General features: G+C 60.8%; 11 protein-coding genes and 1 pseudogene. 5 read left to right on the forward strand and 7 right to left on the reverse strand.

What is annotated here, in order from left to right:
- The first annotated feature begins 26 nt into the window (after window positions 1–26).
- The 3 genes from ACTPOE_RS08365 (at window position 27) to ACTPOE_RS08375 (ending at window position 4,698) form a co-directional block, all read left to right on the forward strand.
- Window positions 27–1,628 (forward strand): hypothetical protein, encoded by a 1,602-nt coding sequence (locus ACTPOE_RS08365; protein WP_458871753.1) that lies wholly within the window; start codon window positions 27–29, stop codon window positions 1,626–1,628.
- A gap of 486 nt (window positions 1,629–2,114) precedes the next feature.
- Window positions 2,115–3,917, forward strand: coding sequence for a hypothetical protein (locus tag ACTPOE_RS08370; protein WP_458871754.1), 1,803 nt, complete (start codon window positions 2,115–2,117; stop codon window positions 3,915–3,917).
- On the forward strand, window positions 3,853–4,698 hold the full coding sequence (locus ACTPOE_RS08375; RefSeq protein ID WP_458872842.1) for a hypothetical protein: 846 nt from the start codon (window positions 3,853–3,855) through the stop codon (window positions 4,696–4,698). Before ACTPOE_RS08370 ends, ACTPOE_RS08375 begins: the two co-directional genes overlap by 65 nt.
- Window positions 4,699–4,712: 14 nt before the next feature.
- Here the strand turns inward: ACTPOE_RS08375 and ACTPOE_RS08380 are convergent.
- Window positions 4,713–5,300 (reverse strand): annotated as a pseudogene (locus tag ACTPOE_RS08380) (IS630 family transposase); the annotation flags it as partial.
- Between ACTPOE_RS08380 and ACTPOE_RS08385 the strand changes: the two are divergent.
- Together ACTPOE_RS08385 and tal are read left to right on the forward strand one after the other, a co-directional pair.
- A complete protein-coding gene (locus ACTPOE_RS08385; RefSeq protein ID WP_458871755.1) occupies window positions 5,256–7,862 on the forward strand; it encodes a hypothetical protein in 2,607 nt (868 codons plus the stop codon). The pseudogene ACTPOE_RS08380 and the gene ACTPOE_RS08385 overlap by 45 nt on opposite strands.
- Before the next feature lie 38 nt (window positions 7,863–7,900).
- Window positions 7,901–8,851 (forward strand): transaldolase, encoded by a 951-nt coding sequence (gene tal, locus ACTPOE_RS08390; RefSeq protein ID WP_458871756.1) that lies wholly within the window; start codon window positions 7,901–7,903, stop codon window positions 8,849–8,851.
- Between the two features lie 33 nt (window positions 8,852–8,884).
- Here the strand turns inward: tal and ACTPOE_RS08395 are convergent, their stop codons facing one another.
- The 6 genes from ACTPOE_RS08395 to dnaX all read right to left on the reverse strand — a co-directional run bounded on the left by ACTPOE_RS08395 (window position 8,885) and on the right by dnaX (window position 14,667).
- The gene (locus ACTPOE_RS08395; RefSeq protein ID WP_458871757.1) at window positions 8,885–9,673 is read right to left on the reverse strand and encodes an ABC transporter permease; all 789 of its coding nucleotides are present in this window, start codon (window positions 9,671–9,673) and stop codon (window positions 8,885–8,887) included.
- Window positions 9,674–9,745: 72 nt separating this feature from the next.
- Entirely contained in the window at window positions 9,746–10,582 is an 837-nt protein-coding gene (locus ACTPOE_RS08400; RefSeq protein WP_458871758.1) for an ABC transporter ATP-binding protein, read from the reverse strand.
- A complete protein-coding gene (locus ACTPOE_RS08405; protein ID WP_458871759.1) occupies window positions 10,575–11,627 on the reverse strand; it encodes an ABC transporter substrate-binding protein in 1,053 nt (350 codons plus the stop codon). Before ACTPOE_RS08405 ends, ACTPOE_RS08400 begins: the two co-directional genes overlap by 8 nt.
- 135 nt (window positions 11,628–11,762) lie before the next feature.
- The gene (recR, locus tag ACTPOE_RS08410; RefSeq protein ID WP_458871761.1) at window positions 11,763–12,371 is read right to left on the reverse strand and encodes a recombination mediator RecR; all 609 of its coding nucleotides are present in this window, start codon (window positions 12,369–12,371) and stop codon (window positions 11,763–11,765) included.
- A gap of 15 nt (window positions 12,372–12,386) precedes the next feature.
- Window positions 12,387–12,713 carry a YbaB/EbfC family nucleoid-associated protein gene (locus ACTPOE_RS08415; RefSeq protein ID WP_458871762.1) on the reverse strand — a complete coding sequence of 109 codons (327 nt, stop codon included), beginning with the start codon at window positions 12,711–12,713 and terminating at the stop codon, window positions 12,387–12,389.
- 40 nt (window positions 12,714–12,753) lie between these two features.
- On the reverse strand, window positions 12,754–14,667 hold the full coding sequence (dnaX, locus tag ACTPOE_RS08420; RefSeq protein ID WP_458871763.1) for a DNA polymerase III subunit gamma/tau: 1,914 nt from the start codon (window positions 14,665–14,667) through the stop codon (window positions 12,754–12,756).
- Window positions 14,668–14,688: the final 21 nt, after the last annotated feature.

The following is a 14,688-nucleotide window of genomic DNA, read 5'->3' on the forward strand; positions in this document are numbered from 1 at the left end:
GGATTCCAGGCATTCATAGACCCGACATGACAAAGGTCCGCGTCATCATGCACGATATTCAGCCCACCCATCCAAACCCAACCCGGAACGTTCCGGCCGTTCCGTCGGCAAACTTACAGCGCACCAGCCAGGCAGCCGTCCCGGGAACGATCGGCGATCTGCGCTTTCATGGAACCTCCGGCGCGGCCACGCGGGTTCCCGCCTCCATCCCTGCGCAACGGAGCAACTGGCCACCGCGCGGGGCAACACCCGGCGCCGAGAATGACGCCAGGGCGCAGCCTCCGAACACCCACGCACTGAATCCGCAGGATGGCGGCCTGTGCGGACTGGCCGCCTTGTCCCTGGAACCGCGGATGGACAGAACACCGGAGGAACATGCGGAAGAGATTTTCCGCGGCCTCATCAACGATCTGAAAAACATACGGTGGAATAACGACCCTGGCCGCATCCTGGAGAGCCTGGTCCATCTGGGCCGGATGGCCCACCTCCACGGAAACTTGCTGCCGTTACGCACGACCTTGGCGATGCACGTCCAGGTATCCGAAGCCGTGAAGCAGCTGCGTCATCTAAAAGACACCATGAAAAGCCTGCGTCACGCACAACTGACAAGCTGGCAAACGCAAGTGGAAAGGCTATATGCCGAACCGGCCACGCAGACGGCCCTGACAGCGCTCCATCCGGCCTCCGATCTGACTTGGGACGAAATAGAAGCCCTATATTCACTACTGAGCGATGAAATCCGGAACCGGGCGGAGGAAATCATCCAGAATTTTTCCGGCTTGGCCGGTGAACTGAAGGCCGGTTTGGAGAGCGGAAGCCACATCGAGATCCTGAACCCCCTGATCAATCTGGGCCAACAGATTGCCATCGTGCGAAGCGCCAACAGAGCATGGGCGACGCACATGGTTTCGGCACTGCATGCGCACGTTCGCCAGGCCGAAGACAGGCTGGGTGATCCGGAATATTTCCATGCCTGTTCCGAATTGAATCTGATACGCCTGAAAATGAAAGTCGGGCCACTGGATACCGAGACCAACCGACAAGCCCTTCACCAGCTTCATGATGCGGGCACACCGATCACCCAGACCGCGCTATGGGCCATCCACCCCCTCTACGCCGAAGGCATGCTGAGGATCCAACCCACCACGCGCCCGAACCCGGACAAAAACATACTGTCCAGCCTGAACCTGCTGCTGGATCAGACGATGCACACTCGATTGACTCAATGCTACCCCCATCTGGCTCAAAACCTGGATGACGCCGTGGCTCGCAACGACTCCAAACGCGTTCTGATGGCACTGTCCGTTCTGAGCGCAACGGCCCATCTCGTGTCCATAACCTACGAAAGACCGCCGACCCGCAAGAGTTCGTCACTGCCCAAACAGAGTTCCCGGATCATCGCCTGGCTGTGCGATCCGGTCCGCCTGAACACCTTATCCGATCAGCAACTGCAGGACCTGCACATAGCGGCACAGACGCTCGATTCCGACGAGTACGGCCCCATGCGGGTTCTCAACAGGTCCTTGCCCGAAGCAACTCAGGAACGGGGCATCCTGAGCACACTGAAACAGACACTGGAAACAATCATCCAGGCGCGGAGAGCAGGCCCCTCTGACGAGATGCCATAAAGGCGCCCACCAGCGCGCCCCGCCGGCAGGGAATTCCAGACGGCCAAGTGTTGCTCAAGGCATGCAGCCTGCGGTGTCCGGCAACGCGGGAGGCAAATCTACGTCCCCTGCGAAGTCCACAGGATTTCGGCCTACGCAACCAACCGTCCGATAGAAAGAGCATCTTATGCCTACTGAAATCCCCCCCCCCGAACTTCCTCGCTGCCAAACACCGCGAATGCCGAGGGTCGATCCGTCAGACAAGCACCCGGAGGCAGCCGACGAAGCGTCACGTCACTCAGCATCACCGGCCCCACGCGATGGCAAAAAGCGGGCCGCGGCCTGTTCGATCTGGTATTTCGCATCACCCCCCATAGCTCCACGACCAGGGCCAATCGGCGCGAGGTCAACCAGAGACGCGATCACGGCGAGCACATCCACGCGCTGCTGAGCAGCCTGGCCACAACGGAGGCCCCCGAGAAGGCGCAGGCACGCATCGCAAAAGCCTTGGCCCAACTCATCAAGCCATCCGACATGGAGGACGTGCTGACCAGTCGCGGCGGGGAGGCGGCGCTGAAAAATCTCCTGGGCCGTCTGAACCCAAAAGACATGAAGGCTCTGTTCACAGGCATCGAAAAGCTGCGATCCGAGCCCGAATTCCGCGAAAACATGCTGCACGGATTGAACTCCGAAGAGCGTGACCGGGCTGACCGAGCGCTAGACCAGATCATGCGGAACATAGACTTGGAATACAATCGCCTGATATTCGACGCGCCCCTATCAAACATTCGTTCGGCATTGCAGAAGAATTCGTCGGCTGAGATCAAGGGAGAACTTAATGCCTTGCATACCAGCATCTCCGCCTTACCGGAAGCGGACAAAAAAAGGTTTCCTGATTATATAAACAGCCTGCCCGACGATGAACTGAAAACCTGGTGGTCCTCCTTGCCCCGTCTGAAAGAGGCAGAGGCGGGCGGCCCACAGAACCGTCTGTATCAGGCGCTGAACCTGAAGCTCCAAGCGTACTATTTCAATCCGGAAGAACTGGAACGTGCAATCCAAAACATGGATTGTGACTGCATCATGACGGCGCTGGCCAATCTGGCTGAAAAAGCCAAAATTGCGCACGAAACCCACGGATTCATGCCGGAAATGGATGCGAAGCTACAGAACCTGGTTTCCCAAGCGATAGATGCTTTAAAAAAAATGCCGGACGACACTTTGTACACGAAGAATGAAAGTCTGGCACAGCAACAGGAACGTATGTGGCAATTATTGAATCCAAAATCCGCCATCCACCCATTCCTCTTGACGCATGAGAAGCATGAAGCGATTATTTCCGGTCTGCAACGCGAGTTAAAAATCGTCACCACATCTCGGTATTTTCTTGATGCCACTAAGCTAAGCAAAGAACTGCATGACCTCATGACCGACCATGAATACATACAGGAAAATGAGCGGATGCTTTCTGGAGAAATGGCGCATCAAAATCACGTCCAGAGCATTGTGCAGAAACTATCCGAATTGAGCACAGCAACAAGAACCGCAAAAACAGATCCAGAAGCCACATTATCCATAAAATCACTACTAGCGAATGAGATCCAAACAGCCAGAGGCAGATTACAGGTCTCCGCCGATCCCGCCAACACGCTCTCCACGCATTTTTTCAAATCGCTGAACGACAACACGCTGCTTCTTCTGCGTCATTGCAACGTACTTAATTCACCTTCTCTAGAGTTGGGGCTAGGGTTGAACGTTGAAGCTCTCGAACGGGAAATACAATTCCGCATCTCCGAACAGGGCGTCGAGGCGTTGAACCGCCGGATCACCCAAGGCATGACGGACTTGCTGCATACGCTGGCCGGCAAACCCGTGGACATGCCGACACTCATGGAAAGACTATGCGATCTGTCCGAGTCGGTCTGGCCGGACGGCAATTACAAGGATATGGCCGACCGCGACAGCGCCATGATAGGGTCAGCCTTTAAGGAGGCGCTGCTCGCCAATCCGCACAATGGCGCCCCATGGGAAGTAGCCTATGAGCGAATCTCCACGGCGAACCTACTCGTGAAGCTGATGAACGAATTCTCCAGGATAGAGAACAACCTGGTTGAACCGCAGCCAACGAGTAGTTTCACCAAGAGCATCCCTGTCGTACTCAATCAGATCCAGATGACCCGGCACCTGCTGGCCGGTATCACTCAGGCTTGGCCCCGTACCATTCTTGATCGCGCCGGGGGGGGACATGTCAACCAGTCTACCCGAGACATTCTATACAAGCCTAAAGGAACAGTATGGCGTCAGCTATGATCCCGCCACGTCCCAGGCCGCCGTTCTGTGTTCTGATGCCACGCGTCATGGGGTGTTATCTGGCATCACCACAGAAAATCCCAATTTCGCTGCGAAAGCAAAGACAATCAGCCTTCCCGTTCAAGAGGGCCATACAGAATTCGTCATCAGCGATCAATTCTATAATGATGCCATTTGCCGGCACACCACTACACTATCAATCCAGGGAGTCGGTACGGACGGCAGCATCGTCAATTTCACCTGGCCTCATCACGCAATACCTGAAACAGACACGCCCGAGGCAAAGAAGCTGCGGTACGAAAAGACCATGGGTGCTGCCCTGAATGCGCTCCGGACAGTCGCCGGGCCTTCTTGCACCGAATACTTGACGCGTTTGACCACTCAGGAAATATTAGGCGACATCACGGTCAAGATAAATTTTGGGCAGATCGATTCCCCCTTCATGCTGGAGGATGGCCGCAAAACCAAGATAACAGGAGGTATCGGCGTTGAAGATCTCCAATGCTTCATCAAGCAAACCGGGAACAGTAGTTTTGATGTTGCACTCCATATACATGTGGCTCCCGAACTCAGAAGCAGTGGGAATCTATATCTCCAGGCCGAGAATTTAATGGAAAATCCAATGGACAGTCCGTTTATCTCTATAAATCCCGCATCTAGCTGGCAGCACATACATATGTTGTTACATGTTTCGTTCGACCAGCAGGACGAAGGTCCCCCGACCATGAACATCAAGTCCGAACTGCCACACTTCCGGTACCACTTCACAGAACTTGAATAACTCAATCCGGCCAGAGTCTTGCCCTTGGGCGCATAGCTGCGACCGCGCACGTCGGTGTTCACCAGCGCCGTCTCGTCACCCCAGTGGACCTCGCCGCCCTCGGCCTTGGCACGTTCGGCGATGGCCGGATACGTGTCCTCCAACCAGGTTTGCACCGCGGCGGGCGATTGCTCGTAAGCACGCTTGATCGGCTTCTGCGGGGTGAAGCCCCAGCGGGCCAGATACTTGCCCACCGAGCGCACATGCAGCGTCACACCACACTCGCGCTCGATCAGCTGCATAACCGCCGCACGGCTCCACAGCGCAAAGTCCATCTTCAGCTGCTCGGGGCGCTTGTCGCAGATGATGCGGCACACCGTCTGTTCCTGCTCGGCGGTCAGTGCGCGATCCTCGCCACGGCGACGGCCACGCCGACGGGGTGCCAGCGACAGCATCCCCCCCGCCTCATAGCGTGCGATCACCTTGCTCACCGCCGTGTGACTCAGCCCAACGTCAACGGCGATCTGAGGTTTGCTTCGTCCGCGTTTGTACGCACGAATCACCTGCCGACGCCTCTCATGCTGCTCGGCCGGACTGAGCTTTCTTGCATCATCTTTTTCCATCCGCAAAGCATCGCATCAGATCGACAGAATTTCAATCTATTTATGGGCCTGATCTATAAAACGCTCCGCGCGCCCTCGACACGCCCCCCTTTCGACCGGCGCCAGGCTCAAAATGTATTGATCGCCCTGACACAGACGCTGGACTCGGCCATTACGCCGCCACAAGCGCCCGGGAAGACCGCGTCAGCGCCGGCCGCCATGTCCCGCCACGCAGGGAACTTCAGACGGACGGATGTTACTACGTTCATAGACAGGTTGTGTACGGAGTATGCCATCATGCTGACTAGACTTCAAAATTCCATCTACGCCAATATCGATAGCACTTTGAAGCAGCGTGAAGATTCCATGCGCTCCGCGACTGAGGGGCGCATAAACAATCAAAAATTCTCAACCAAGGCAAACGACGGCATCCTCGTCCGCATCAAGAAGCATGCTCAAAGAGACCACGAAAAACTATCCATGGGTGTGCTCTACGTCTTAAGCCGCGAAAAATGGGCCACACTGGATAAACGATATAGAACGCTCGAGAATCAAGCCCGCATCGTACACCTGCTAACCTGCCTGGCGGCGGTCAACGCCAATGATTTGACATCTGAAAAGGCCGCTAAAGCAGCCGCAGCTCACCTGACAAGCCTCCCTCAAGAATACCTATCCGCCAATCAGCTCAATGATGTGAATTCGCTAGAGAAACAATCATTGCAAGCTTATTTGCGGAACCTAAGCAACGATAGCATAAAGGATCTTTGCTTCCTCCACACCGCGAACCAGGATAAAAAAGAAAAACCACAAAATGCAAATAAGGTGATACTTGACAAGATAGGTACCGATAAAAGACCGCAAGCTAAGCGCATATTGACCGAGATCCTCAGCGCCATACGCACAGAACACATGCGCAGGTTACAACTAGATGTCCATACTAATTTGACATACTTGTCCCAACCAACCATCCAGGAAGATATTACTAACTACAAAGACAACTACACTAGCGTCCACGCACTCACCCTCGAAGCTGATGTCTACCAAGGGCTCCTCAATTGGTCCGAAAATATTTCAAATTATTTCGGAACAGAAGATTTGATCGACATCTTTCTACAAGGCCTATCCCATGAGGAAGTTATAAGCCTGATGGAAGACATGACCACACTGAAGTCCAATTACAAAGCAGATACAGAAAAAGGCCCCAATTATCAAAAAATCGTTGAAAATCTAGACCGAATGAACGTAGCGGCAGAAAAAGAAATACTACGCCGAAAAGACCTCTCCACAGATCAAACATTATGGGCGGATGCTGCACAACCCTTGATTCAGAAAAAAGCCGTATCAGAACTTGCCAATATCGTCAAAAGCCTGGAAGAAGCGGTAAAAAGAAGCGATGCAAGCCCCGGCGATATCCTGAAACAATTGATCGACCTGGAAAAAGCGTATGGAGATATGCAACTGCGGCGCTTAAATCTGCAAACGCCCGACATCGGCGCGCTGAAGGAGCGTGCTTTCTCGGCTTATAACCAGTTCCGCACACGCCCCCCCCTCGATCTCAATTCCCCAACAAAATTACGCCTCGGTCGCCCCCTATCAAACGGCAGAAATTTAAACAAAATCCAGCAGGCCCTGCTGAATTTCCGCAGCCAACTGGCAAGTTTCCAAGCACAAGTCATGCGGCTGAATGACAATCAACCAATCCAATCGGGTCCACAGCGTTTCCTCGATGAACCATTCACAGATATACAGGATGAGTTGCAACAAAATCTATTGAATGAACTGGCGACGAACACAGCGATATCCACTGCCGCCCAGCCACTGAAAGATGCAATAACCACCCTCTCAGAAAAAACCAGAACACAGGAGATCATAAAAGCCTCAAAAAAGCTGGGAGAGATTATTAATGAACAGTATGATCTCCTCAGCGACGATCTGAGGAACAGCCTCAGCGACGACCTGATGACGAAAACAGTCTATGAGTTACTACGCCTGAATATATCTAGAAGTCTAGAATCCCTGGAAAATGGCGATCTCCCCCCGGATATAAATAAGCATAATTTACGCACGGAAATAAATAGAGCACTGGCTAACGACCCGGAGCAAAAAAACATACTGAGCGCCATGAACCAGTTGTTGGATGAGGAATTTGAAAAGCGACTGAATAGGCTTGGTCCGTGCTACCCTGGCCTGCGAACCGGACTGTCCGTAGCAATGTATGGAGAAGCGGATGAAATTACCTGGACCGACGGCGGAAAGAACGTCACGGTACGGCAAGGGGCTGGCAATGGCGAACTCACCGAATCAGGCCGCGACAGGCTGATAGAACTCAAAACCATTTACGAACAACGCAATACAAGCACTGCATGTCATTTGAAATGGCGTAGCAGTATAGATCAAGAGTCCATGAGGTTAGTACAAATCAAAAATAAATTCATAGACCACCACGCCATCATTAAATCCGAAAGTCTCACCCACGGAATGCCGCAATCACTGAAACAGCAACGGGCCAAGATATTCCAATTGACCTCCGACCAGATCCAATCCAGCCAGAAACGTCCCCTGCCGGGAAATGGTCTACAGTAGGGTTTTCGCAACCCCGCTTTCACTGGATGACCGCCCTCATGAGCAATCAACTGGACGCCCTGCGCGCGCTGACGACCGTCGTGGCCGACACGGGGGATTTCGAAACCATGCGGGCCTACCGGCCGACCGACGCCACCACCAACCCCTCGCTGATCCTCAAGGCCGTGGGCCAGCCGGCCTACCGCCCTCTGCTGGACCGGGTGCTGCGCGACCACCCCAAGACCCCGCTGGCCGAACAGGTCGACCGCCTGCTGGTGGCCTTCGGCCGCGAGATCCTCTCCATCGTCCCCGGCCGCGTCTCGACCGAAGTCGACGCCCGGCTGTCCTTCGACACCCAGGCCAGCATCGAGCGCGCCCGGCAGATCATCGCCCTGTACGAAGCCGAAAGCATCCCGCGCGAGCGCGTGCTGATCAAGCTGGCCTCGACCTGGGAAGGCATCCAGGCCGCCCGCGCGCTGCAGGCCGAGGGCATCGGCTGCAACCTGACGCTGCTGTTCTCCCTGACCCAGGCGATCGCCTGCGCCCAGGCGGGCGTCACGCTGATCTCGCCCTTCGTGGGCCGCATCTACGACTGGCACAAGAAGGCGGCCGGCACCGGGTGGGACGAGGCGGCGAACGCCGGACCCCATGATCCGGGCGTGCGGTCCGTGGAACGGATCTACCGCTATTTCAAAGCCTACGACATCCCCACCCAGGTGATGGGGGCCAGCTTCCGCAACATCGGCCAGATCCGCGCGCTGGCGGGCTGCGACCTGCTGACGATCAGCCCCGCCCTGCTGGGCGAGCTGGCGGCCTCGGACGCGCCCCTGGAACTCCGCCTGTCGGCGGCCACCGCCAAGGCGGACGCGCCGGAATGGGTCGCCAGCAACGAGGTCGCCTTCCGCACGCACCTGAACGAGGACGCCATGGCGACGGAAAAGCTGGCCGAGGGCATCCGGATTTTCACGGCCGACGCGATCAAGCTGGACGCGCTGCTGACGCGCGCCTGACGGGCGGCCGGCGGGCCGTCCGGACACCGGATTTCAGGCCTTGCCCGATTCTCCCGGCCCGGGCTGCCAGACCAGCAGGCGGCGTTCCACCAGGGACACGATCCCGTCCAGCAGCAGGGCGAACACCGTCAGCACGACGATGCCGGCGAACACGGTGTTGACGTCCAGCGTGCCTTCGGCCTGCAGGATCAGGTAGCCGACCCCGGCCGCCGAGCCCAGGTATTCACCCACCACCGCCCCGACGAAGGCTAGGCCCACGGACGTGTGCAGGCTGGAGAACACCCAGCTGGTGGCCGAGGGAATGTAGACGTGGCGCAAGAGCTGGCGGCGGCTGGCGCCCAGCATGCGGGCGTTGTCCAGCAGCGTCGGACTGACTTCGCGCACGCCCCGGTAGACGTTGAAGAAGACGATGAAGAACACCAGCGTCACGGCCAGGGCGACCTTGGACCAGATGCCCAGGCCGAACCACATGCCGAAGATCGGCGCCAGGATGACGCGGGGCATGGAGTTGGCCGCCGTGACGTAGGGTTCGAGCAGGGCGCTGGCGCTGCGCGACAGGCCCAGCCACAGGCCGAAGCCCAGCCCGCCGACCGTCCCGATGAAGAACGCCAGTACGGTTTCGGACAGGGTGATCCACAGATGGCGGTAGATCCCGGCGTCGGTGACGAACCAGGCCCAGACGACCTGGGCGACCTCCAGCGGCCGGCCGAAGAAAAACGCCACGTTGCGGTTCAGCGAGGCCCAATACCAGACCAGCAGGACGGCGGCCAGCAACGCCAGTTGCAGCGCGCGCAGCACGGGTTTGGAGAGTTCGGATTTCATCGTGGCGGGCGCTCCGGTGAATGGCTCGGATCGGAGGACGGGAAGGATTGCGGGCCGGTCATGGTCATGAAATCAGGCGCGCCGCTGCCGTTCATAGCCCTTCAGGACTTCGTCGCGCAGCACCGCCCAGATGGCTTGGTGCAGTTCGACGAAACGCGGCTGCATGCGGACTTCGGCCACGTCGCGCGGACGCGGGATGTCGATGACGAATTCCCCGATCGGATGGGTCTCGGGGCCGGCCGACAGCACCACCACGCGGTCGCTCATGGCGATGGCCTCGTCCAGGTCGTGGGTGATGAACAGCACGGCCTTGCGCCGGGCCATCCACAGGTCCAGGACCTCGTTTTCCATCAGTTGGCGGGTCTGGATGTCCAGGGCCGAGAACGGCTCGTCCATCAGGATGATGTCGGGGTCGCGGATCAGGGTCTGGGCCAGCATGACGCGCTTGCGCATGCCGCCCGACATCTGGTGCGGATAGCGGTTCTCGAAGCCGCCCAGGCCGACCCGGCGCAGCCATTCCCGGCTGCGTTCGGCGGTCTCGGCGGCGGACACCCCGGCGAACTCCAGCCCCGCGGACACGTTGGCCTGAGCGTTACGCCAGGGCATCAGGGCCTCGCCCTGGAACATGTAGCCCGCCCGCGCGTTGACGCCGCGCAGCGCCTGGCCGAACACCCGGACCTCGCCGGACGTGGGACGCAGCAGCCCGGCCGCCATGTTCAACAGGGTGGACTTGCCGCAGCCCGTGGGCCCCACGACCGAGACGAACTCGCCGGGCGCCACCGCCAGGGTGGCGTCGCGCATGGCCGTGTAGGGCGTGCCGTCGGGCGAGTTGAACGTGCAGGTGACCCCGTCCAGCAGCAAGGCGGGATGGTCCGCCCCGGCCGCGGGCTGGTTCGCGCGCTCAGGCATGAGGGTATTTCTGATTGGCCTTGGCGGCGAACTGGTTGGTCCAGATGCGGGAAATGTCGATCGCCGTGCGGTCGAAGTTCGGCACGAATTCGGCCAGCGCGTTGAGCGCCGTCTGCGGGCCATCCTCCGGCACCAGGCCATCGGGCGACAGCCCCTCGCGGTTGCCCTTGAGCGCCAGCTTGTACAGGTCCGGGTCGCCCAGCAGATAGGATTCCGGCACCAGCCTGGCGATGTCGTCCACGGACGAGGCCTGGATCCATTTGTCGGCCCGCACCATGGCGTTGGCCAGCGCCTGGGTGGTGTTGGGATTCGCGTCGATGAAGGCCTGGGCCGTGTACAGGCAGCCCGACGGCATGTTGCCGCCGAAGATCTTCTGCGCGTCGCCCAGGGCGCGGGTGTCGGCGATGATGCGGATGGCGTCTTCCTTGACCAGGGTGCTGATCACCGGATCCAGGTTGGCAATGGCGTCGATCTGGCCGGAGCGCAGGGCCGTGACCGCCCCGGCGCCCGCGCCCACGCCGATGAAAGACACGTCGGCGGGCTTGAGCCCGTGCTGCGCCAGGAAGAAGCTGACCATCATGTTGGTCGAGGACCCCGGCGCCGTAACGCCGATCTTCTTGCCCTTCAGGTCGGCGGGCGTCTTGTAATCGGCCAGGGTCTTCTTCGAGACGCCCAGCACGATCATCGGCGCCCGGCCCTGCAGGACGAAGCAGCGGTAGAACTGGCCCTTGGCCTGCAGATTGATGGTGTGCTCGAAGGCGCCGGACACCACGTCGGCGCTGCCGCCCACCACGGCCTGCAGGGCCTTCGATCCGCCCGCGAAATCGGCGATGGTGACATCAAGCCCTTCGTCCTTGAAGTAGCCCTTCAGGTGCGCCACCGACAGCGGCAGGTAATAGATCAGCGGCTGGCCGCCGACCGCGATGGTCAAGGCCTTTTTTTCGGGCGCGGCGACCGCGTCCTGCGCGAAGGACAGGCCGGGCACGGCGCCCAGCAGCCCCGCGGCGCCAGCGGTCTTGAGCAGTTCACGACGTGAAATCGACATGATGGCTTGTCTCCCTGATGGTCATGCTTGGTGGTCATGCTGCGTTCGAAGTTTCGATGATAGCGCAGTGGAGAGCCCGGGGAACCACGCGCCGAATGGGGGATCATGTCCCGTCGAACGGTTCTCGCGCGCAATTCAGCCGGGCCGACGCTCCATCAGGGCCCAGGCGATCGTGCCGGCATCGACGTATTCCAGTTCGCTGCCGCTGGGCACGCCGCGCGCCAGACGGGTCACCTTGACGCCGCATTCGCGCAGCATCTCGGCCAGATAATAGGCCGTGGTCTCGCCCTCGGCGGTGAAATTGGTGGCCAGGATGACCTCACGGACCTGGCCGTCGCGGATCCGGTCCCGCAAGGGGGCGAACCGGACCTGGTCCGGACCCACGCCTTCCAGCGGCGCCAGCCGGCCCATCAACACGTAGTACAGGCCCTGGTAGCCGTGGCTGGCCTCGATCATGTTCTGGTCGGCCGGCGTCTCGACGACGCACAGCACGGACGGATCGCGGTCCGGGTTCTCGCAGGTGGCGCACACGGGCGCCTGGGAAAAAGAATTGCAGCGTTCGCAGTGACGCACCCCTCCGACTGCGTCGCGCAGCGCGTCGCCCAGACGCAGCGCGCCGTCCGGATCGTGCTGCAGCAGATGATAGGCCATGCGCCGGGCGGTGCGCACACCCACGCCGGGCAGCCCCCGCAAGGCGTCGATCAGAACGCGCAGAGGTTCCGGTTCGGGCAGGCCGGTGGCCATCAGGTCCTGTTCCTGTCAGAACGGCAGTTTCATGCCCGGCGGCAGGGACAGGCCGGCCGTCACGGCGGACATCTTTTCCTGCGCGGTGGCCTCGGCCTTGCGCTGGGCGTCATTGAAGGCCGCCGCGACCAGATCCTCGATCATGTCGCGATCATCGTCGAACAGCGAAGGGTCGATGACCACGCGCTTGACGTCGTACTTGCAGCTCATGGTGACCTTGACCAGCCCGCCGCCCGCGGCGCCCTCGACCGTCAGGTCGGCCAGGGCGTCCTGGGCCTTCTTCATGTTTTCCTGCATCTGCTGGGCCTGGCGCATCAGCCCGGCGATCTGACCTTTCATCATGACGGTGTCCTGGTTCGGTGGTTTCAAGCAAAAGCTGGGACTATAACGCAGGCGGGCGCACCGAGCCCGGCACCACGCGGGCGGAGAAGCGCCGCGCCAGCGTCCGGACCAGTTCGTCCTGCTCGACCGCCTGCTCGGCGGCCTGCTGGCGACGGCCGCGTTCGGCCTGGTCGACGGCATGGGCAGTGTCATCGCCCGTCGCGCCGTATTCGACCTCCAGCCGCAGGACCCTGCCGAAATATTCGGACAGGACCGTGCGCAGCCGGTCGTGGCCGCCGCCGTCCGCATAGGTATGGATGGCCACCCGCAGGCGGATCTGATGGTCGTCGCCGGACAGCCATTCGCTGTTCAGCGCCAGCGCCCGGGCCGCGCCGCCGACCGGCAGGCCCGCGGCCACCGTCGGCCAATCCCGGGCCGTCATCCGGCCGGGTTCCGGGGTCTCGGGCCGAGGGGCGGGCGGCTCGGCGGACAGGCCCGCGATGACCACCGGCGCGTCGGAGTCCATTTCCAGATCGCCCAGGGAGGCGGCGACGTCGAAAGACCCGGTGAGGTCGTCGGGCACGGCATCCGTCCAGTCATCCGAGGCGGACGCGGCCTCGTCGGGGGGCGCGGGCGGGGCCGGGTCGGGGTCCGGAATCGGATCGCGGTCCGGCGCGGGATCGGGGTCGGGCGCCGGGACCGGCGGCCGGGGAGACGCGACCGCCCGGGGGACGGGCCCGGCGGCAGCCGGCATGGCGGCGGACAGGACGGGCGCCTCGATGGCCCGGGCCGGTTCGGACGCGGCCGCCGGCGCGGTGGCCCCGGATGTCGCGGCCGGCCGGGCTTCGGCCCCGGCCGTCGGCGGTGATCCCATCGTCACAGGCGGCACGCGGCCTTCCGGCAGCAGGGCCAGCATGCGCAGGCAGGCCATCACGAAACCCGCCTGCTCGTCGGGCGCCAGGGCGAGTTCCTGGCGGCTGTGCACCGCCACGGCGTAGAACAGCTGCGCCTCGTCCGGCGTCAGGATGCCCGCCAGGGCGGTGACGTCCTCCGCCAACGGGTCGTCGGCCTGGGCATGACCCAGACGCTGGGCGATGGCCACCCGCGACAGCAGCACGGCCAGATCCCCCAGCGCCGCCTGGAACGACAGGCCGCGCGCCGCCAGGTCGTCGGCCACGGCCAGGATGCCGGGCGCGTCGGCGACCGCCAGTGCCCGCAGCAGATCCAGCAGGTGATGCTGGTCCAGGGTGCCCAGCATCTCGCCCACGGCGGCGGCGGTCAGGTTGCCCGCCGAAAAGGAGATGGCCTGGTCCGTCAGTGAAAGGGCGTCGCGCATCGAACCGGCCGCCGCCTGGGCGATCAGGCGCAGCCCCTGGGGATCCGCCGGCACGGATTCCTGCGCCAGGATGTCCTGGAGGTGACCGACGATGGCGGGCACCGTCATCTGCTTCAGATTGAACTGCAGGCAGCGCGACAGCACCGTGACCGGGATCTTCTGCGGGTCGGTGGTCGCCAGAATGAACTTGACGTGTTCGGGCGGCTCTTCGAGTGTCTTGAGCATGGCGTTGAACGCATGCCCGGTCAGCATGTGGACTTCGTCGATCATGTAGACCTTGAAGCGGCCCGACGACGGCGCGTAGACCGCCTGTTCCAGCAACTGGGTCATTTCGTCGACACCGCGGTTCGAGGCGGCGTCGAGCTCGATGTAGTCCACGTAGCGGCCCGCGTCGATTTCCGTGCAGGCCTGACAATGGCCGCAGGGGGTGGCGGTGACGCCCTGGGCGCAATTCAGGGATTTGGCGAGGATGCGCGACAGGGTGGTCTTGCCCACGCCGCGTGTACCGGTGAACAGCCAGGCATGGTGCAGCCGGCCGGACGACAGCGCATGGGTCAAGGCACGCACCACGTGATCCTGGCCAATCAGCGTATCGAATGAACGGGGGCGCCATTTGCGCGCCAAGACGAGATAGCTCATAGGCCGCCCTGAAGGGGGAAA

Source organism: Castellaniella sp. WN (assembly GCF_054457555.1).